Genomic DNA, 19,319 nt, shown 5'->3' with positions numbered 1-19,319 from the left:
TTTTTGATCACTGCGGTGGCGTTCACATGGAACCTCTCAGTTCTGCTTCCAGGCGGAGTCCGGCCAGAAGGCCGGACAGGAGGTCGGCCCCGGAGGTGTGGCCGATGGCGAGCACGCGGTCGACCGGGGGCCGCAGGCGGCGGGACAGTCCCGCGGCGTCGGGTTCGGCGGGGGCGAGCAGCGGGTGCAGCGCGTCGAGCAGGCTCTGCCGCACGCGGCCGCGCAGCGCTTCGCGCAGGGTGGTCCGGCTCAGCAGCGTCGTACGGTCGGGCAGGCGGTCCAGTACCTCCCGCGCGGCGGTGACGTAACCGGCGGTCCGGCTGCCGGGCTGGGCGGCGAGGAGGGCGAGCCCCGTCAGGAAGTCGTCGCCGGACGGGGTCAACCCCGGCCCCAGGCCCAGCAGTTGAGTGATCGAGGCACGTTGGCCCGGCCCGTCACCCGCGAGCACGGACCGGTGCAACGCCTCCTGCCCCCGCCGCAGTTCGGCCCCGACGGCGGCCTCGAAGGCGTTCGCCGCGTCGGGCGGTGTGGGCATGCCGCCGTGCGTGCCGTGTGCGTCGAGGAGTTCCGCGAGAATCCGGGCCCGCACGGCCAGTTGGGGTCCGGTCAGCCGCAGCCCGACCGGTTTGGAATGCCATTCCCGCGGACGGTGTGTCATCAGCACGACGAGCCGGGCCGGGCCCCCGAAGGCGCCCTCGTCGGCGGTCAGCGCGACGGGGTCGCCCGCCCTGAGGCCCGAGGCCGACCAGTCGGCGACGTCGACGCGCGCGCTCCACGGCGCGTCGTCGAGGCCACGCGCGCACAGGGACACCAGCTGGTCATCGTCGGCCAGAACGTTGACGACGTGAGTGAACACGCTGTGCACGCGCCCGCCGGTCCGCCCGCGGCGCAGGTGTGCCAGCAGTTCGGCGTCGGCGGAGAGTGCGGACAGCGCCGTCGGGGACGGCGGGGCGGGCTGGGTCATGGGCGCCACCTTCTTGCGCGTGAGCTTCTGGCCGAACCCTAGCCCATTTGGTATACCATTTCGAGGGTGCTGCCTCCCGGGAGCACGGAGAGCGGGAGTACGGAGAGGGGAGTCACCATGCGAGTGGTGGTCGCACTGGGCGGAAACGCCCTGGCCCGTCGCGGGGAACCCATGACGGCCGACCGGCTGCGCACCAACGTGAGGTCGTCCTGCGCGGCCCTGGCGGGACTCGCCCGCGAGCACGAGGTCGTCATCACGCACGGGAACGGGCCGCAGGTCGGCCTGCTCGCCCTGCAGAACCTGGCCTACCAGGACGTGGCCGCGTACCCGCTCGACATCCTCGGCGCCGAGACGCAGGGGATGATCGGCTACGTCGTCCAGCAGGAACTCTCCAACGCCCTCGCCGGCGAGCGCGAGGTGACGGCCGTGCTCACCACGACGCTGGTGGACGAGAACGATCCGGCCTTCGAGCAGCCTACGAAGCTCATCGGGCCGACCTACTCGGCGCAGGACGCGGCCGAGGCGGCGGCCGAATACCGCTGGACCATCGCCCGGGACGGCGACACCTTCCGCCGGGTCGTGCCCTCGCCCGACCCGGTCCGCGTCCTCCAGGCACCCGACATCAGGCTCCTGCTGGAGAACCGGCGGCTCGTGGTGTGCGTCGGCGGCGGTGGCGTACCCGTGAAGGCCGACAGCGCGGGCCGTACCAGCGGCGTGCAGGCGGTGGTCGACAAGGACCTCGCCAGCGCGGCGCTTGCGGCGGAGCTGAAGGCCGACACGCTCGTCATGCTCACCGACGCCGAGTACGTCAGCGAGAACTGGGGCACGCCAGAGCAGCGCGACATCAAGGCCGCGGCCGCCGAGGACATCGCCAAGCTCACCTTCGCCGCGGGCTCGATGCAGCCCAAGATCGACGCCGCCGTCCGTGTCGCACGCGCGGGCGGCCGTGCGCTCATCGGCCCCCTGGACCGGCTCGACGACCTCCTCGCCCGCAAGGTCGGCACCGAGATCCGCGGCGATGTCCCGGAGGGCATCGTCTACGCCTGACCCCGCGCATCCCTCCGGGCGGAAAGCTCCCGGCTCCGGTGGCCGGCGCCACGCCCCACCGGAGTCGGGTCAATTCCCCATCGGGGTCCGGTCAGTCCAGCTTGTGGGCGCGCGCCTCCTGTTGGGCCCGCCCGGTCTCCAGGTGGCGCAGCACGAGCGCCTCGACACCGGCGACGTCGCGCTGCTCGATCGCCTCGTAGAGCAGCCGGTGCTCCTCGGCGACCTTCGACAGGTCGTCGTGCTGGCTGAGCAGCCAGCGCATCCGGCTGCGCAGGGTGAGTTCCAGCTCGTTGAAGACGTGGTTGCCCGCGAGTTCCGTGGCGCACTCGTGGAACTCGGCGGCGATCCGGCGCGCGGTCACGGCGTCGCCCGCCGCGGCCGCGGCGAGTTCGGCGTCGAGGACGGTGCGCAGCCGCTCGAGTCCGGCGCGGGTGCGGCGCTGCGCCGCCAGCTTGAACGTGACGGTCTCCAGGGCGAACCGCACCTCCTGGAGGTCGGCGATGTCGCTCTTCGTGAACTCGCGGACGACGGCCCACGTCCGGGGCCGCGGCGTGACGAGCCCCTCGGCGACGAGCGTCTTCAGCGCGTCCCGCACCGGCACCCTGCTCACACCGAGCTCGCCCGCCAGGTCCCGCTCGACGAGCTTGCTGCCCTGCGGGCGGGTGCCGTTGACGATGTCGTCACGGATCAGCCGCGCGATCCGCACCGACTCGGCCTCCCTGCCCTCTTCCACTGCCATCCGGTCCTCGCGCATTCCTTCGGTATATCAAGGGGTGACTTGGTATACCATTCTAGATCCACTCTTGGACCGCTCCGGGCGCGCCATGTCCTACTGAGCGCACGTCGGCCCCCGGGAAGCCCCTCGATAGACTCACCCCCATGGTTCCAGCGTCCCGCGATGAGGTGAATCGCGGGACCGTGCCCCGCGAGGCGGGCACCGTGGTGCGCCAGGTCGTGGCGTCGGCTGAGCAGGTCCCCGCCCCCTTCGCCATCACCGCCGGATTCCGGATACCCCGCGTGCCCACCGAGTGGGCCCCGCACTCGCACGCCTTCCACGAGCTCGTGTGGGTGCGCGGCGGAACCCTGACGTCCCGCGTGGAGGACCGTGTCTTCACCGTGTCCGAGGGGCACGGGCTGTGGATGCCCGCCGGGGTGGCCCACGGGGGACGGTCGACGGCGGGGGCACGGTTCCACGACGCCTTCTTCGCTCCGGACCGCACACCGTCCGCCTTCGCCTTCGAGGAGCCGAAGGCGATCGCGATGACACCGCTGCTCGAATCCCTGCTGGTCCATCTGTCCGCCGGAGATCTCGACGAGGCGGCCAGGGCCCGGGCCGAGGCGGTCGTGTTCGACGTGCTCCGCCCGTCCGAGCGGCAGTTCGCCCTCCAGCTGCCCAACGACCCCCGGATCGACCCGATCGCCGAGGCGCTCCTCGACGATCCCGGCGACGGCCGCTCCCTGGAGGAGTGGGCGGCGCACCTTGGTGTCAGCGACCGCACGGTCACCCGCGCCTTCCGGCAGGCAACAGGTCTCTCGTTCGCACAGTGGCGGCAATTGCTCCGGGTGCACCGGGCGCTGACGCTGCTCTCCGAGGGCTTCGACGTCCTGACGGTCTCCGAGGTGCTCGGCTACGCGCAGTCCAGCTCGTTCATCGCCGCCTTCCGGCGGGTCATGGGCACCACGCCGGGCGCGTACTTCGAGGCGTCGGGCGGCGACCCGGGCGATGTCCGGAATCCCGTATCGGGTGTCCAGAACGCGTGATTGTCGACGCGACGGGCGGAATATAACCTGCTCGGAGTTAGGTAACCCTTAGTTGTTGCTCGACGTGTACGGCGCTGCCCGTACGCGGGCGAGTTCGCGGACCGGCCGGTGACGGCCGGACGGAGGGTGCCGCGGCCCACGCCCCTCCGACCACCGGGACCCACCGATGTTCACGCGCCCCCGCAGACCCACCGAGCGTTCGGTCGCGGCTGTCGACACACCTGCGACCGCCGCTCTCAACGGGCGCGATCTGGTGCTCAGTTACGACGGCAGGACGGTGGTCCATGGTGTCTCGGTCGACCTGTCGCCCGGCCGCGTGACCGCCCTGGTGGGGCCCAACGGCAGCGGGAAGTCCACGCTGCTGCGCGCGCTGTCCCGGCTGCACCGGGTGGAGGGCGGCCGGGTGACGCTCGCCGGCCCCGACGGCGGGCCGGAGCGCGACGCGGCGCTGCTCGGCGCCCGCCAGTTCGCCCGTGAGGTCACCCTGTTCTCGCAGTCGAGGCCCGCGCCCCAAGGGCTGACGGTCGCGGAGGTCGTGGCCTTCGGACGCCACCCCTACCGCCGCGGCTTCGGGGGACCGACCTCCGACGACCGGGCCGCCGTCGACCACGCCATGGGTGTCACCGGCGTGCGGGACATGGCCGCCCGGCCCGTCGGTGAACTCTCCGGAGGCGAGATGCAGCGCGTGTGGCTCGCCGCCTGCCTGGCCCAGGACACCGGCGTCGTCCTGCTCGACGAACCCACCAACCACCTCGACCTGCGCTACCAGTTCGAGACGCTCGACCTGGTCCGCGAGCTCGTCGAGGAGCACGGCATCGCGGTCGGCATCGTGCTGCACGATCTCGACCACGCCTCCCGCGTCGCGGACACGCTGGTCCTCATGCACTGCGGCCGGGTGCACGCGGCGGGCGCCCCCGCCGACGTCCTCACGGCAGCCAACATCGGCGAGGTCTACGACATCCGGGTCGAGGTCGAGGTGGACCCCCGCACCGGACGCCTTCGTATCGACCCCGTCGGGCACCGCTCCGCCTGAGGCGGAACGCCTCACCCTCCCGTACCGCGCACACATCACGAGTACGCGCCGCGCACACATCACCGGCGCGCACCGCGAACACCTCACAGAAAGAGGCCCCTTCATGAACCGTGCCCGTCTCCTGGCGGCGTCCGCCTCCACCGGGCTCGTCCTCCTCGCCGCGACGGCCTGCGGCACCACGGACGTCGACACGTCCGCCGACGCCGGCGGCGCCAGTGCCTCGCCCGCCTCGAAGGACTGCGCCTCCGACACCACGGCCACCTCCACGAAGCCGGTCTCCTTCAAGGACGGCGTCGGCCGCACCGTGCGGCTCGACAAGCCCGCCAAGCGGATCGCGGTCCTGGAGTGGCAGCAGGTCGAGGACGCCCTGACGCTGTGCGTCACCCCCACCGCCGTGTCCGACGCGAAGGGATACAGCACCTGGGTCAGCGCGGAGAAGCTGCCGAAGGGTGTCACCGACATTGGCACCCGTGAGGAGCCCGACCTCGACACCCTCTACGCGGCGAAGCCCGACCTCGTGGTCGTGGAGGCCTTCGACGCCGACGACGAGACCGTCAAGAAGCTGGAGAAGCGCAAGGTCCCCGTGCTCGTCACCAAGGGCGCCGACCCGAAGGACCCGATCGGCAACATGCGCGACGTGTTCAGCATGATCGGCAAGGCGACCGGCCGCACCGAGCGGGCCGACCAGGTGCTCAAGGAGTTCGACGACCACCTCGCGACGGCGAAGAAGAAGGTCACCGACGCCGACCTGCCCACGAAGGACTTCCTGTTCTTCGACGGATGGCTGCAGGGCGGCAACCTCACCGTCCGCCCGTACAGCGACGGCGCCCTGTTCACCGAGATAGGCAAGGAACTCGGCATGAACCCGGCCTGGACCAAGGCCGTCAACAAGGACCACGGGGACGGCGGCGTCGACAAGTCCTACGGCCTCGCCCAGACCGACGTCGAGGGCCTCACCGCCGTGGGCGACGCCAACCTCTTCTACGCCAACGACGAAGGCGCCGGCGGCTATGTCTCCGCGCTGAAGAAGAACCCGATCTGGAAGACCATCCCCGCCGTCAAGGAGGGCCGCGCGCACTCCTTCCCGGCCCGGGTGTGGGGCGCCGGCGGCCCGCGCTCCTGCGCGCAGGCGATCGACGCGTACGTCGACGTGCTCGACAAGAAGTGAGCGCACGGCAAGAAGTGGGCGCGCCACGGCGGACGCCCACCACACCGTCACCCGCCGGAGGCACCCCGCTCCCGCGCCCCGAGCGCGGCGGCGGCCCCACCGGCATGGCCGTCCTCGCGGCCCTGCTCGCCGCGACCGTCCTGGTCGGCATGTGGCACCTGACGCAGGGGACTTCGGGCGTCGGCGTCGGCGACCTGCTGCGGTGTCTCGCCGGCGGACGCGAGCACGCCGGTGGGGCGCCGGTCGGTGAGATCTTCACCGGCTCGCGGCTGCCGCGGCTGTTCGCGGGCATCGCGGTCGGTGTGGCGCTCGGCGCCGCCGGAGCGCTGCTCCAGTCCGTCACGCACAACGCCCTCGCCTCGCCCGACACCCTCGCGGTCACGGCCGGGGCCTACTTCACCCTCACCCTCGTCGCCGCCTTCGGCCTCGCCGTCCCGCTGTGGGCCTCGGGCGCCGTCGCCTTCACCGGCGGACTGGCCGCGGCGGCGCTCGTCCTGCTGCTCGCGGGGCGGGCCGCGGGCACCGCGGGCACCCGCCTCGTCCTCGCCGGTTCGGCCATCGCGATGGCCCTGGACGCGGCGACGGGCGCGCTCCTCATCCTGTTCAACCAGAACACCACCGGCCTGTTCGCGTGGGGGAGCGGTTCGCTCGCGCAGCTGAACATCGACGCGGCCGTGCGCGCCTGGCCGTTGGTGGCCTTGGTGCTGTGTCTCGCCCTGGCGCTGTCCCGGCGCCTCGACGTGATGAACCTCGGCGACGACACCGCGGCCACCCTCGGCGTCCCGGTCCGTGCCACCCGGGTGACGGCCGTGCTCTGCGCGGTTCTGCTGACCAGCACGGCGGTGACCCTCGCGGGACCGATCGGCTTCGTCGGCCTCGGCGCCCCCGTCCTGGTCCGCCTCCTCGCCGGACGGGTGCGGGCACTGCGCCGACACCTGTACGCGGTGCCGGCCGCCGGGCTGCTCGGCGCGCTGCTCATCCTGCTCGCGGACGCGGGCCTGCGCGCGGTGCAGGGCGCGGACGGGGCCGCCGCCATCCCCACCGGTGTGCCGACCGCGCTGCTCGGCGCCGTGGTGATCGTGGCACTCGCGCTGCGGCTGCGGGACACGGGCCAGGCCCCGCGCCCCCCGCGTGCCCGGATCGCCGCACGGTCGCGCCGCGCGTTCCTCCTCGTCGTGCTCGGCGCCGTGGCACTACTGGTGGCGGCGGCCGTCGTGGCGGTCCTCGCGGGCAGTCTCTGGCTGCGTACGGGAGACATCGTCCTCTGGGCCCAGGGCCTGGCCCCCGACCTGATCGGCCAGGCGCTCGACGACCGGGTCCCGCGGGTGACCGCCGCGGTGTGCGCGGGCGCGGCGCTCGGGCTGGCCGGATGTGTCGTCCAGGGCGCCGTCCGCAATCCGCTGGCGGAGCCCGGAATCCTGGGCATCACGGCGGGCGCCGGGCTCGGCGCGGCGAGCGTCGTCACCTCGGGCCTGCCGGGCGGGCAGCCGGTGCTCGTCGCGGTGGCGGTCGCGGCGGGGCTCGCCACGTTCGCGATGGTTGCCCTGCTGTCCTGGCGCGGCGGCTTCCTGCCCGACCGGTTCGTCCTGATCGGCATTGGCTGCGGGTACGGGCTGAGCGCCGTCACCACATTCCTGCTCCTGCGCGCCGACCCGTACAACACGCCCCGCATCTTCACCTGGCTCTCCGGTACGACCTACGGCCGGACGCTGCCCGACGTCGTACCGGTCGCGGTGGCCCTGGCCCTCGCGCTCCCCGTGCTGCTGGCCATGCGCGAGCGGCTCGACCTGCTCGCCGTCGACGAGGACACACCACGCATCGTCGGCGTCAAGGTCGAGCGCACCCGCCTGACCGCGCTGGCGATCGCCGCGGTGCTCGCGGCGCTCAGCGTGATCGCGGTCGGTGTCGTCGGCTTCGTGGGACTCGTCGCCCCGCACCTCGCCCGCTCCCTGGTGGGCGCCCGGCACAGCCGCGCGATCCCGGTCGCGATGCTGCTCGGCGCGGTGCTGGTCTGCGTGGCCGACGCGCTCGGCCGCACGGTCGTCGCACCCTCCCAGATGCCGGCGGGCCTCATGATCGCCCTGGTCGGCGCCCCGTACTTCGTGTGGGTGCTGCGGCAGTCCCGCGCATGACGCCGCCCGACCACAGGACCTCGCCCCAAAAGGAAACGCCCGTGCAGCACTTCACCGTCGTCCCGTACGAGCCCGAGACCTCGCCGAGCCCGGTCGAGCGGCTGGCACACCTCGAGGTGCCCGAGCGCTGGCACACGGTCGACCGCTCCGCCCACGCCCCGCACCTCGTGGCCGTCCCGGACGGCGCGCACTGGACCGCCGCCGCGCTCGTGTCGGCGCGCCCCGGCACGGCGTACCTGAAGATCGTCGACGCGGTCGGCGACGTACCGGCGGCTGTCGCGGCCGTCGTCGCCCACGCGCGCGAGCAGGGGCTCGCGCAGGTCAAGTGGGAAGGCTGGACCGCCAGTTGCGAGGAGGCCGCGGCCGCCGGCTTCACACCACTGCGGCCGCCGATCGCACCACCGGAGGACGCCGCGGGCCCCACCACCGGCTACGTGCGCTGGATGCACGGGGGAGCGGTGCCGGAACTCCCGTACTACGGCCAGAGCACGCACTTCACGTGCGGCGCGGTCACCGCCCTCGTCGCCCAAGTCCACGCGGGGGAAGTGTCGTTGGACGCCCTCGACCGCCGGGCGGAGCTGACGCTGTGGCGCGACGCGACCAACTTCCTCGCCTGCGAGCCCGTCGGCCTGGGCGTCGCCGTACGCCGGGCATGGCCTTCGGCCCCGGTCACCGTGCACCTCGACGTGGACCACCCCGTGCTGCTCGACCACCTCCCGGAAGCCGACCAGGAGTGGCGCGCCCTGCTGCAACGCGAGTCACGTACGCAGGCCGCAGGGACCGGAGTCCCGGTCGACGGGCACCGCCTCTCCATCGACGACGTCCGCGCGACGATCGGCCGGGGCGACCACGTGCTGCTCCTGCTCTCGCTCGCCGCGATGCAGGGCTTCGACGTGCCGCACTGGGTGCTCTGCCACGGCGTCGTCCCCGGCGCCGTCGTCGTCGAGGATCCGTGGGCCGGCGCGGAGAAGGGCGACACCTGGGTCGACGCCCATCTGCTGCCCGTTCCCGACGCCTCGCTCGACACGATGGCGAGCGTCTCGGCGGCAAGCTTCCGCGGCGCCGTGACCGTCGGACGGCCGCCGCGCGCGTGAGGCACCAACGAGCAGGGCGGCGGCAGCCGTTGCCGGCCCCCGCCGGTCTCCGGCCACGGTGGCCGAGTTCTCGGGGTAGAGTCACTGCGCCATGTCCGACAGGTACATGATGGGTCCGGCGTGCAACTGTGCCGCCGGTGACCAGCTGTGAGTCCAGGGGGACCCTTCTTCATGCGTGTTCGTACGTCTCTGTCTGCCGCCGTCGCCGTTGTCGCCTGCGGCGCACTGCTCACCGCGTGCGGAGGTGACTCCGACAAGACCGACGCCGCGTCCGACCCCACGCCGACGCGCTCCGCGTCCGCGACGGCCGACGCCGCCTCCCCGTCGGAATCCGCCGAGGGCGCCGAGGGCTCCGAGGGTGCGAGCGCCGGCACGCCCAAGACGGTGAACAAGTCGTTCGAGGACGACGCGATGGGCCACAAGGCCACCGTCCTCAAGTACGTCCCCGACTTCCAGCCCTCCGCGGCCGCGAAGTCCAAGTTCTCGGCGCTCGAGAACGAGAAGGTGGTCCTGGTCAATGTGAAGGTGACCGCGAGCGCGAAGTACTACACCAGCTTCGGGTCGACCAGCTTCCGCCTGACGGGCATGTCCAACGGCATCGACCAGGCCAGCACCACCATCCTGGACGACGAGGTGAAGGCGGCCGGGTACGAGCCGCTGGAGGACGCCAAGACGGGCAAGACCAGCACCGGTTGGATCGTCTTCACGCCGGACAAGGACACGCAGAAGCTCGTGCTGCGCTACAAGCGCCTCGCGGCCAAGACCTCCGACGGCAAGTCCATCCCCGCGAAGAACTTCGACACCCCGCTGGACTGACGACGCCCCGTACGGGACCGGCCCGCCCGCGCCGCCGCACCGCCCGGGCCGCGCGCACGATCACACACCGTCGCCGACCCGCCCCGCAGCGCGACAGGGGCGGGTCGGCGGCGATCGTGGTGGCCGACCGGTTCGCGGATGTGCGTTGTGCGGCGGCCCGCGACATGCTGGAATGCAGGCGATCCGGCTTCGCCGGTCGCCTGGTGTGCGAAGGCGGTGGGCGGCGTGACTGAGTACGGCTTCACGATCGGGCCGACCGAGGCGCGCGACGGCGACGTGTTCTCCGCCCCCGGCGGCCTGCTCGACCTGCTGGGCGTGGCCGCCGTGGTCCTGGACGTCGAGGGCCGGATCACGCTGTGGAGCCCCGAGGCGGAGCGGCTGTTCGGCTACAGCGCCGCGGAGGCCCTCGGGCAGAGCGCGGAGGACCTCCTCGTAGAGCCGGAACACGCGCCGCAGGTGCGGGAGTGGTTCCAGCGCGTCCTCGACGGCGAGCCGTGGGCCGGCGGATTCCCCATCCGGTGCAAGAACGGCACGGTGTGCCAGGCGGAATTCCGCAATGTGCCGCTCAAGGACATCGAAGGCCGGATCTACGCGCTGGGCATCGCCACCGACCAGACGCAGCTGCGCGAGGTGGAGACCGGCCTCGCGCTGACGGCGCCGTTGTTCTACCACTCGCCCATCGGCCTCGCGGTCTTCGACACCGAGCTGCGCTACCGGCTCATCAACCCCGCGCTCGAGAAGTTCCACGGCACACCGGCCGCGGAATGCGTCGGCCTGCGCCCCGCGGACGTCCTGCCCTTCATGGACACCACCCCGATCGAGGCGGCGCTGCGCCACGTGCTCGACACCGGGAAACCGATGCTGGACCAGCTCACCTCGAGCACCACCCCGTACGATCCCGACCCCGAGCGCGAGCACGCGTGGTCCACCTCGTACTACCGGCTGCAGGACACCCGCGGGCGCGTCATCGGGGTGGCCGCCGCCGTCATCGACGACACCGAACGGCACCAGGCCGCCGTCGAGGCCGCCCGCGCCCGCAGGCGCCTGGCCACGCTGGCGGACGCCGGGGTGCGCATCGGCTCCACGCTCGACATGGAGCGCACCGCGCGCGACCTCGCGGACATCGCCGTGACGGACCTGGCCGACGTGGCCGCGGTGGACGTCCTGGACGTCATCTTCACCGGGGTCGATCCCGCTGTGCCGGACACCGGGCAGGGCGCCGCCTTCCGCCCGCTCGCCGTCGCCGCCCGGCCTCCCAGCGATGCCGTCCGGGCCGCCGACCCGGTCGGCGAGGCGGCGGTGTACGCGGCCGACCGGCTGGTGACCGAGTGCGTGACCACGGGGCGTCCGGTCCTGGTGCCGGAGCTGACGGCCGACACCTTACGGCGGCTCGGCACGAACCCGGACTCGTCCACCCTCGCCCGGGCCGGCGCCCACTCCTACCTGGCCGTGCCCCTGACCGCGCACGGCGTCGTCCTCGGCGCCCTCTCGCTCCTGCGCGTCAGCAACCCGCGCCCCTTCGACGCCGAGGACTGCGCCTTCGCCTGCGAGCTGGCCGACCGCGCGGCGATCTGCATCGACAACGGACGCTGGTACCGCCACGAACGCGACACCGCCCTCGCGCTCCAGCGCAGCCTGCTGCCCCAACGGGCCACCCACAGGCCGGGGTTGGAGATAGCCACCCGGTACCGTCCGGCCGACGACGCCTCCGGGATCGGCGGGGACTGGTTCGACGTACTGCCCCTGCCCGACGAGCGGACCGCCCTGGTGATCGGGGACGTGATGGGCAGCGGGATCAACGCCGCGGCCACCATGGGTCAACTGCGCACCGCCACCCGCACCCTCGCCCAACTCGACCTCACACCCTGCCAGGTGCTGCACCAGCTCGACCGCCTCAGCGCCGAGCTCGACGGCTCCTCGTTCGTCACCTGCAGCTACGTCATCTGCGAGCCGGCCACCGGCCACTGCCGGATCGCCACGGCAGGACACCTACCGCCCGTCCTGGCCCACCCCGACGGCCGCGCCGAAGCCGTCGAGATGGACCCGGGTGCGCCGCTGGGTCTTGGCGATTCGGTGTACACCGCGCGGGACTTCACCCTCGACCCGGGCAGCCGACTCGTGCTGTACACCGACGGCCTGGTCGAGACCCGGGGCGACGCCATCGACACCCGCATCCAGGTGCTCCTCGGCCTCCTCGCCGACCACCGGCCCCTGGAGGAGTCCTGCGACCACCTCCTGGAACACCTGCGCCACCCCGGGGCCCGCGACGACATCGCCCTGCTCGTCGCCCAGCGCGACGGTGCGGCGGGCCGGCTGTCGCCAGGAGCCCTCAGGCCGCCGTCAGCGCCGTCAGGGCGCGGTCCATCGCGGCGTTGAACTCCTCGGGCGCCAGCGGCAGTCGAGCCTTGACGTCCCGGCTCCACTGGTCGGCGAGGACCTCGGCGGAACCCGCCTCGACACCGTCGAGCGCCGCGTCGGCCAGGTCCGCGGGCGCGATCTTGGCCACGGGCCAGCCCGCGGCCATGTCGGTGTCGGCAAGGCCGAGGTGCACCGCCGTCACGAGCGTGCCCTGCTCGGCGAGTTCGAGGCGGACGCCGTTGGTCATCGCCCAGGCGGCGGCCTTGGTCAGGTGGTACGCATTGGCGCCCGCGCCACCGAACCACGACATGGCGGACAGGACGTTGACGATCGCGCCCCCACCGCTCCCGGCGAGCACGGGCGCGAACTCCCGGATCATGCCCAGGTGACCGAACACATTGGTCTCCAGCTCGCGGCGCACCGCGTCCAGCGAGCCGGTCACCAGGTCCGTCCCCGTCTGGATCCCCGCGTTGTTGACCAGCAGCGAGACGTCCGGGGCGGCCTCGGCGGCGGCCCGTACGGATGCCGGATCGGTGATGTCGAGGGGCAGCGCCACGACCCCGGGCAGGTCCACGGTCTCCGGGCGGCGGGCCGCCGCGTAGACCTTGCGGGCACCCCGGTCGAGCAGACGCTGGGCGAAGGCACGGCCCAGGCCACGGTTGGCACCGGTGACCAGGGCAACTGAGTTGTTGATGTCCATGCCCGGTACGCTAAAACCTGACGTTGACGTCAGGGGCAAGTGCTGCACGTCAGGACCGAGGTGGGAGGGACCGCCATGACCGTCACGGTGCCCGCGGCCGAGCGGCTGATCCGCATCGGAGAGGTGGCGCGGGGCGCAGGCGTCTCGGTGCGCGCCGTGCGCTACTACGAGCAGCAGGGCCTCCTCGTTGCGGAGCGCAGCCCGTCCGGCCAGCGCCTGTACCGGCAGGACGCCGTCACCCTGGTGCGCTTCTTCCAGCAGATGTACGCCGCAGGACTCACCAGCCGAAGGATCGCGGAACTCCTCCCGTGCTGGAACTCCGGGCGCACCGACGCCGAGCAGCGCGCCATGCTGCACGACGAGCGGGACCGCATCCAGGCCAAGGTCGACGACCTGCAGGCCGCCCTGGACCGCCTCGACGAGGTCATCGCGATCGCGGACAGCCACCCGTAGGCGCGGTGTCGCCGCTCCCCGCACTCCGTTTGCGGCGGAGCGGACATCGCGATTCAGTGGAACGCATCCCCTCGGACGGCCACTGACGGAGCCGCCGTGCGAACTCCCCGGTCCGGCCGCGTGACGAGCCCTTCCACAGCGGCACCTCGGACCGGCATTCAGGAGGAGACATGTCGGGTCACCACAAGTCCAACAAGAAGGTCGAAGGCGACCCGGAAACGGGTCACGGCCGGGGAATGCCCCTGCGGCCCGACGCGGAGGAACTCGAGCGTCGCACGCGCGAGGACGAGCGCGAAGCGGGCATCCCCGAGAAGGCCCGTGAGAGCTCCCGCGAGCAGTACGAGGAGGCGCGGTCCGAGGTCGACCGCGCAGCCGACCGGCGCACGGAGCGGTGACAGCCGGAGAACCCCTGGACGTGAACCTTCGACGTCGGCGAGGTCGCGGAGCCGCGGGACCCGGCGATGGTCACGTACGCCCCTGTTCGGCGCTCTTCGTCTCGTCGTACGCCGCGCGCGCCGCCGTCACCTCGGGAAGGCGCCGGTCCGTCCAGTCCGCGAGCGCGCGGACCTGCGCGGCGGCCTCGCGGCCGAGTTCGGTGAGCGAGTAGTCGACGCGGGGCGGGATCACGGGCTTGGCGTCGCGGTGGACCACGCCGTCGCGCTCCAGGGTCTGCAGCGTCTGCGCGAGCATCTTCTCGCTGACGCCGCCGATCTCGCGGCGCAGCTCGCTGAACCGGTACGAGCGCTCCTCAAGGGCGAGCAGCGCGAGGACGCCCCACCGGCTGGTGACATGCTCCAGGACCAGACGCTGCGGACACATGCCCTCGTCGGTCGTCGTCGTCCACTCCCGTACCCTGCTCACCTTCACACCAGTACCTTACTTCAAAGTGGGTACTTACGAATTCTTAGTACCCGTTTTACGGTGAAGGAGAACCGCTGATCAAGGAGATTTGAGACATGAGTTACGTCGTCACCGGCGCCACCGGGAAGCTCGGCCGTCTGGTCGTCACGGGATTGCTGGACGCCGGTGTCCCCGCCGCCCAGATCGCCGCCGTCGTGCGGGACAAGGACAGGGCCGCGGACCTCGCGGACCGGGGCGTCGAGCTGCGCGTCGCCGACTACAGCGCCCCCGGGACGCTCGCGGACGCCTTCCGCGCGGGCGACCGCGTGCTGCTGGTCTCCGGCAGCGAGGTCGGGCAGCGCGTCGCCCAGCACCAGGCCGTGATCGACGCCGCGAAGGCGGCGGGCGTCGCGCTCCTCGCCTACACCGGTGTGCTCGGCGGCCCGGACGCCGACTTCGAGCTCGCCGCCGAGCACAAGGTCACCGAGCAGGCGATCCTCGACTCGGGCCTGCCGTACACCTTCCTGCGCAACGGCTGGTACCACGAGAACTTCACCGAGAACCTGGCCCCGGTCCTGGAGCACGGAGCCGTCGTGGCGAACGCGGGCGAGGGCCGCTTCGCCTCCGCCTCGCGCGCCGACTTCGCGGCGGCCGCCGTCGCCGTACTGACCGGCGAGGGTCACGAGGGCAAGACGTACGAGCTGAGCGGCGACGTCGCGTGGTCGCTCGCCGAGTACGCCGCCGAGGTCGCTCGGCAGTCCGGCAAGGAGATCGTCTACCGGGCCGTCACGCCCGAGCAGAACCGGGAGATCCTGCTCGGCGCCGGACTCCCCGCCCCGTTCGCCGACATCCTCGTGGGCGTCGACACCGCGGTCGAGAAGGGGCTGCTCGCCCGGCAGAACGGCGACCTGGCCCGCCTCATCGGCCGACCCACCACGCCGATCGCCGACGCCGTCGCCGAGGCGCTGCGGTAAGCCTCCTTGCCGACGGGCCCGCTTTGTAAAGTCGGGGCGTGACGGACACCGAACGGGACTCCTCCGGGCCGCCCGGATACGCCGGGCGGCACATGCGCACCGCACCGGCCGACGCCGAAGCGGCCGCGGTCCTCGCCGACTGGGCGGCCTCCGAGTTGGACGTCACCCTGGACGCCACGTACCTGGACCTGTCGGGCGCCGACCTGTCCGGCGCCGACCTGGGCAGCGCGCTGCTGTGCCCGTCGACGGCCCACGGCATCGTGCTGAAGGACGCCGACCTGTACCGGGCGAACCTCGGCTGGTCGGACCTCACCGGCGCGGTGCTGACCGGCGCCTGCCTGGTCAAGGCCGAGCTGGCGGAGACGGTGCTGCGCGACGCGGACCTGTCGGGAGCCGACCTGGGCAGCGCGGACCTGTACGAGGTCGACGCCCGCCGGGCGTGTTTCGCGGGCGCGCGCCTGAACGGCGCCTCCCTGCTGGGCGCCACCCTGCTGCAGGGCGCCGATCTGCGCGGGGCGAGCGTGTCCCGGACGAGTTTCCACGTGGTCCTCGACGAGAGCGCCCGCCTTGAGGGCCTGTGCGGCAGCGTCTACGGCCCCGCATACGTCACCGGCAGCGGCGACGGTCGACGTGAACTCGCGGGCCTCGCCCTGGAGTTGTGGCTCGCCGGGCGGGGTGCGGCGGTGGAGGTGCTGAACTCGCCCGCGGACACGACGACGTACTACGCGCGCGTCGGGGACGGGTTCTCGCGCGACAATCCGGCAGGAGTCGTACGTCGCCGCCGGGCCGGAAACCTCGTCCGTGACGAGGCCTTCACCCGGAACCTGCGCTGGCGGACGACGGAGTACCTGCGCCGCCACGCGCTCGGCCACAACGACGACGACCACGTCGAGATCACCCCTGCGGAGGCCGACGTCTTCGTCCGCCGCATCACCCGGAAGCTCGGCACGGGGGACCCGCCGCCGGACGCCTGACCGGTGCCGCTCTCCTCACGTGCACTTTATGCGCATGATCGGCTACGTTCTGTGCCGATGGGGATCTCGTTCGCAGGGCGTCGCGACCGCCGCACCGGGTCATGGGCCGGTGCGGTTCTCGTCGTGCTGCTGGCCGCGCTGCTGCACGTCCTGTGCTGCGCCCACGGGCCCGCGTCGGCGAGTTCCGGGCGGGCCGACACCGTGGCCGCCGTGTCCCACGGCCACGCCCACGACCACGGCGCCTGCGACCCCGGCCATCACGAGGGCGACGAGGAGTGTCGCGGCGCGGACGAGCCCAGCGTGCAGGCGCCGCGTGGCATTCAAGTGGCCCCGGACGCCGTGCACTTCGTCGTGCCCCGCGCCGAGACGGACGGCGGCTGGGCCCTGCGGTGCGGGCCGCCTCCGGACGGGATGCGCGCGCCCCTCCCTGACCTTCAGGAACGCTCCCGGCTCGGTGTCTGGCGGACCTGATCGGTCCCGCGCCGTCGCTGCTGACCGACGGCGTCCCGGTCAGTCCCTTCCGTCCACCGAACGGCCGCCCCGGCACCCCCGCCGTCGGCCGTAGGAGAAGCACGCCATGAACCCGCGTACAGCTACCCGCACGCCCGACGCCCCCGCCCAACTGCTCGCCGACACCAAGCGGCCCCAGCGCACCCCGGCCGGACTGGTCGGCGACACACCCGTGTTGTGGATCGGCGCCCCCTTCACCGCCGCAGGACGCGGCTTCTGGGCCAAGCTCGAAGGCCACAACCCCGGCGGCATCAAGGACCGCACCGCCCTGCACATGGTTCGCGCGGCCCGCGAGCGCGGCCGACTGGCCCCGGGCGCACGCATCGTCGAGTCCACCTCCGGCACCCTGGGTCTCGGCCTGGCGCTGGCCGGAGGCACGTACGGACACCCGGTCACCGTCGTCACCGACCCCGGCATGGAACCGCTGATGACCGGGCTGCTCTCCGCCTACGGCGCCGACGTCGAACTCGTCGACACCCCGCACCCCTTCGGCGGCTGGCAGGAGGCGCGGCGCCGGCGCGTGGCGGAGATCCTGACCGGGCACCCCGACGCCTGGTGCCCCGACCAGTACAACAACCCCGACAACGTGGCCGCGTACGCCCCGCTCGCCCATGAACTCGTCGCCCAGCTCGGCCGCATCGACACCCTCGTCGTCTCCGTCGGCACCGGCGGGCACTCGGCGGGCATCGCCTCCGTGCTGCGCGGTTTCTTCCCGCACCTGCGCGTGGTCGGCGTCGACACCACCGGCTCGACCATCTTCGGCCAGCCCGCCGCGCCCCGCCTGATGCGCGGCCTCGGCAGCAGCATCCACCCGCGCAACGTCGCCTACGACCTGTTCGACGAGGTGCACTGGGTCGCCGCGCCCGAGGCGGTCGGGGCCGCCCGGCACCTGGCCCGCCGCCACTACGCGACCGGCGGCTGGAGCGTCGGCGCCGTCGCCCTCGTGGCCCGCTGGCTGGCCCGCACGCTGCCCGCGGAGGAGCGCATCGTGGCCGTGTTCCCCGACGGGCCGCAACGCTATGTCGGCACCGTCTTCGACGACACGTACTGCCGGACGCACGGCCTTCTCGGCGGCGAGCCGCCCGCCGACGACCCCGACGAGATCGAACGGCCCGGCGACCGCGTCGTCACCCGCTGGACGCGCTGCACGCACATCGTCGATCCGCTCGCCGCCGAGCCGCGGCCCATCGCCGGGAACGAGAACGAGACCGGGGCCGGGGTGGAGCGGTGATGACCGAGATCTGGCGGCAGACCCGCTCCTTCTCCGCGCCCGTACGCCTGCTGATGGTCAATCAGTTCGCGATCAACCTCGCCTTCTACATGCTCATGCCCTACCTCGCCGCGCACCTGTCCGGCGCGCTCGGCCTCGCGGCCTGGGCGGTCGGGCTCGTGCTCGGCGTGCGCAACTTCTCGCAGCAGGGCATGTTCCTCATCGGCGGCACCCTCGCCGACCGCTTCGGCTACAAGGCGCCGATCATGGCGGGCTGCCTGCTGCGCACCGTCGGCTTCGGGCTGCTTGGCTGGGTCGACAACCTGCCGACGCTGATCGCGGCCTCTGCGGCCACCGGGTTCGCGGGCGCCCTGTTCAACCCCGCCGTACGCGCGTACCTGGCCGCCGAGGCGGGCGAGCGGCGCGTGGACGCCTTCGCCACCTTCAACGTCTACTACCAGGCGGGCATGCTGCTGGGCCCGCTGGTCGGACTCGCCCTGCTGGCGGCGGACTTCCGCCTCGTGTGCAGCACGGCAGCCCTCGTGTTCGCGGCGCTCACCGTCCTTCAGGCGCGGGCGCTGCCCGAGCGGCGCGGAGCAGGGGGCGAAGCGGACCGCGAGGGCGTCCTCGCCCAGTGGCGCACGGTCGTCGCCAACCGGCCCTTCCTGCTCTTCGCCCTCGCGATGATCGGCTCGTACGTGCTGACCTTCCAGGTGTACCTGGCGCTGCCGCTCGCGGCGCGGAGCGTCCTGGGCGACCGGGGCACGTGGGTCACGAGCGGACTGTTCGTGGTGTCCGCCGCGGTCGCCGTGACGGGCCAACTGCGCCTGACGGGCTGGGCGAAGCGGCGCTGGGACCCGCCCCGGGCGCTGGTGCGCGGGCTGACCGCGATGGGCCTCGCGTTCCTGCCGCTCGCGCTGGCCCCGTCCGGCACCGCGTGGGCGGTCGTCGGCGCGCTGGTCGTCGCCGTCGCCCTGCTCGCCATGGGCGGCGCGGTCGTCTATCCCTTCGAAATGGACACCGTCGTGGCGCTCTCCGGCGACCGCCTCGTGGCCACGCACTACGGCCTGTACAACACGGTGTCCGGCCTCGGCATCACCCTGGGGAACCTGGCCACGGGCGCCCTGTGGGACGTCGCCGCGCGCCACGACGCCCTGTGGCTGACCTGGTGCGCGCTGACGCTCACCGGCCTCGGCTGCGCGGCGGCCGTGGCGGCGCTCGCTCGTGGCGGGCGCCTCGGTGCAGCCGGTCGCGAGCCCAGGACGGCGGCGGCGAAGGTGTAGTC

At 72.8% G+C, this 19,319-nt stretch carries 19 protein-coding genes; 15 read left to right on the top strand and 4 right to left on the bottom strand.

The features are described from left to right. Positions 1–22: 22 nt before the first annotated feature. A complete protein-coding gene (locus ACZ7L4_RS28345) occupies positions 23–964 on the bottom strand; it encodes an oxamate carbamoyltransferase subunit AllH family protein (protein WP_472106936.1) in 942 nt (313 codons plus the stop codon). A 117-nt stretch (positions 965–1,081) separates the two neighbouring features. Here ACZ7L4_RS28345 and ACZ7L4_RS28340 point away from each other — a divergent pair, with 117 nt between their 5' ends. Next, positions 1,082–2,011: a carbamate kinase gene (locus ACZ7L4_RS28340; protein WP_472106934.1), complete on the top strand. Its 930-nt coding sequence runs from the start codon at positions 1,082–1,084 to the stop codon at positions 2,009–2,011. A 91-nt stretch (positions 2,012–2,102) separates the two neighbouring features. On the opposite strand, the gene ACZ7L4_RS28335 is transcribed toward ACZ7L4_RS28340, so the two are convergent. Continuing rightward, on the bottom strand, positions 2,103–2,750 hold the full coding sequence (locus tag ACZ7L4_RS28335; protein WP_472106932.1) for a GntR family transcriptional regulator: 648 nt from the start codon (positions 2,748–2,750) through the stop codon (positions 2,103–2,105). Positions 2,751–2,890: 140 nt separating this feature from the next. On the opposite strand from ACZ7L4_RS28335, the gene ACZ7L4_RS28330 reads away from it, so the two are divergent. The 7 genes from ACZ7L4_RS28330 (at position 2,891) to ACZ7L4_RS28300 (ending at position 12,391) form a co-directional block, all read left to right on the top strand. After that, complete coding sequence (locus ACZ7L4_RS28330; RefSeq protein WP_472106930.1) at positions 2,891–3,772, top strand: helix-turn-helix domain-containing protein; 882 nt, start codon at positions 2,891–2,893, stop codon at positions 3,770–3,772. 166 nt (positions 3,773–3,938) lie between these two features. Beyond that, positions 3,939–4,805: an ABC transporter ATP-binding protein gene (locus tag ACZ7L4_RS28325; protein WP_472106928.1), complete on the top strand. Its 867-nt coding sequence runs from the start codon at positions 3,939–3,941 to the stop codon at positions 4,803–4,805. Between the two features lie 103 nt (positions 4,806–4,908). After that, positions 4,909–5,973 (top strand): iron-siderophore ABC transporter substrate-binding protein, encoded by a 1,065-nt coding sequence (locus ACZ7L4_RS28320; protein WP_472106926.1) that lies wholly within the window; start codon positions 4,909–4,911, stop codon positions 5,971–5,973. A 14-nt stretch (positions 5,974–5,987) separates the two neighbouring features. Next, positions 5,988–8,105: an iron ABC transporter permease gene (locus tag ACZ7L4_RS28315; protein WP_472107379.1), complete on the top strand. Its 2,118-nt coding sequence runs from the start codon at positions 5,988–5,990 to the stop codon at positions 8,103–8,105. Beyond that, positions 8,102–9,199: a peptidase C39 family protein gene (locus ACZ7L4_RS28310; RefSeq protein ID WP_472106924.1), complete on the top strand. Its 1,098-nt coding sequence runs from the start codon at positions 8,102–8,104 to the stop codon at positions 9,197–9,199. The genes ACZ7L4_RS28315 and ACZ7L4_RS28310 overlap by 4 nt, the downstream gene beginning before the upstream one ends. 171 nt (positions 9,200–9,370) lie before the next feature. Continuing rightward, positions 9,371–10,015: a DUF4352 domain-containing protein gene (locus ACZ7L4_RS28305; RefSeq protein ID WP_472106922.1), complete on the top strand. Its 645-nt coding sequence runs from the start codon at positions 9,371–9,373 to the stop codon at positions 10,013–10,015. A 225-nt stretch (positions 10,016–10,240) separates the two neighbouring features. Further along, a complete protein-coding gene (locus ACZ7L4_RS28300) occupies positions 10,241–12,391 on the top strand; it encodes a SpoIIE family protein phosphatase (protein WP_472106920.1) in 2,151 nt (716 codons plus the stop codon). On the opposite strand, the gene ACZ7L4_RS28295 is transcribed toward ACZ7L4_RS28300, so the two are convergent. Then, complete coding sequence (locus tag ACZ7L4_RS28295) at positions 12,345–13,073, bottom strand: SDR family oxidoreductase (protein ID WP_472106918.1); 729 nt, start codon at positions 13,071–13,073, stop codon at positions 12,345–12,347. The genes ACZ7L4_RS28300 and ACZ7L4_RS28295 overlap by 47 nt on opposite strands. A 75-nt stretch (positions 13,074–13,148) precedes the next feature. Here ACZ7L4_RS28295 and ACZ7L4_RS28290 point away from each other — a divergent pair, with 75 nt between their 5' ends. Then, complete coding sequence (locus ACZ7L4_RS28290) at positions 13,149–13,526, top strand: MerR family transcriptional regulator (protein ID WP_472106916.1); 378 nt, start codon at positions 13,149–13,151, stop codon at positions 13,524–13,526. 170 nt (positions 13,527–13,696) lie between these two features. Then, positions 13,697–13,921: a hypothetical protein gene (locus ACZ7L4_RS28285; protein ID WP_472106914.1), complete on the top strand. Its 225-nt coding sequence runs from the start codon at positions 13,697–13,699 to the stop codon at positions 13,919–13,921. Between the two features lie 70 nt (positions 13,922–13,991). On the opposite strand, the gene ACZ7L4_RS28280 is transcribed toward ACZ7L4_RS28285, so the two are convergent. After that, positions 13,992–14,345, bottom strand: a complete 354-nt coding sequence (locus tag ACZ7L4_RS28280; protein ID WP_472107377.1) for a winged helix-turn-helix transcriptional regulator — start codon at positions 14,343–14,345, stop codon at positions 13,992–13,994. Between the two features lie 137 nt (positions 14,346–14,482). Between ACZ7L4_RS28280 and ACZ7L4_RS28275 the strand changes: the two genes are divergently transcribed. The 5 genes from ACZ7L4_RS28275 (at position 14,483) to ACZ7L4_RS28255 (ending at position 19,317) form a co-directional block, all read left to right on the top strand. After that, complete coding sequence (locus ACZ7L4_RS28275; RefSeq protein WP_472106912.1) at positions 14,483–15,340, top strand: SDR family oxidoreductase; 858 nt, start codon at positions 14,483–14,485, stop codon at positions 15,338–15,340. Positions 15,341–15,378: 38 nt separating this feature from the next. Continuing rightward, a complete protein-coding gene (locus ACZ7L4_RS28270) occupies positions 15,379–16,314 on the top strand; it encodes a pentapeptide repeat-containing protein (protein ID WP_472106910.1) in 936 nt (311 codons plus the stop codon). A gap of 57 nt (positions 16,315–16,371) precedes the next feature. Then, entirely contained in the window at positions 16,372–16,785 is a 414-nt protein-coding gene (locus ACZ7L4_RS28265) for a hypothetical protein (protein ID WP_472106908.1), read from the top strand. Positions 16,786–16,891: 106 nt separating this feature from the next. After that, positions 16,892–18,055: a PLP-dependent cysteine synthase family protein gene (locus ACZ7L4_RS28260; RefSeq protein ID WP_472106906.1), complete on the top strand. Its 1,164-nt coding sequence runs from the start codon at positions 16,892–16,894 to the stop codon at positions 18,053–18,055. Continuing rightward, a complete protein-coding gene (locus ACZ7L4_RS28255; protein ID WP_472106904.1) occupies positions 18,055–19,317 on the top strand; it encodes an MFS transporter in 1,263 nt (420 codons plus the stop codon). Before ACZ7L4_RS28260 ends, ACZ7L4_RS28255 begins: the two co-directional genes overlap by 1 nt. The last annotated feature ends 2 nt before the right edge of the window (positions 19,318–19,319 follow it).

It is taken from the genome of Streptomyces sp. NPDC107575 (genome assembly GCF_055657265.1).
Note: the sequence above shows the minus strand (reverse complement) of the source record. Positions and strands in the feature narration are given on the sequence as shown.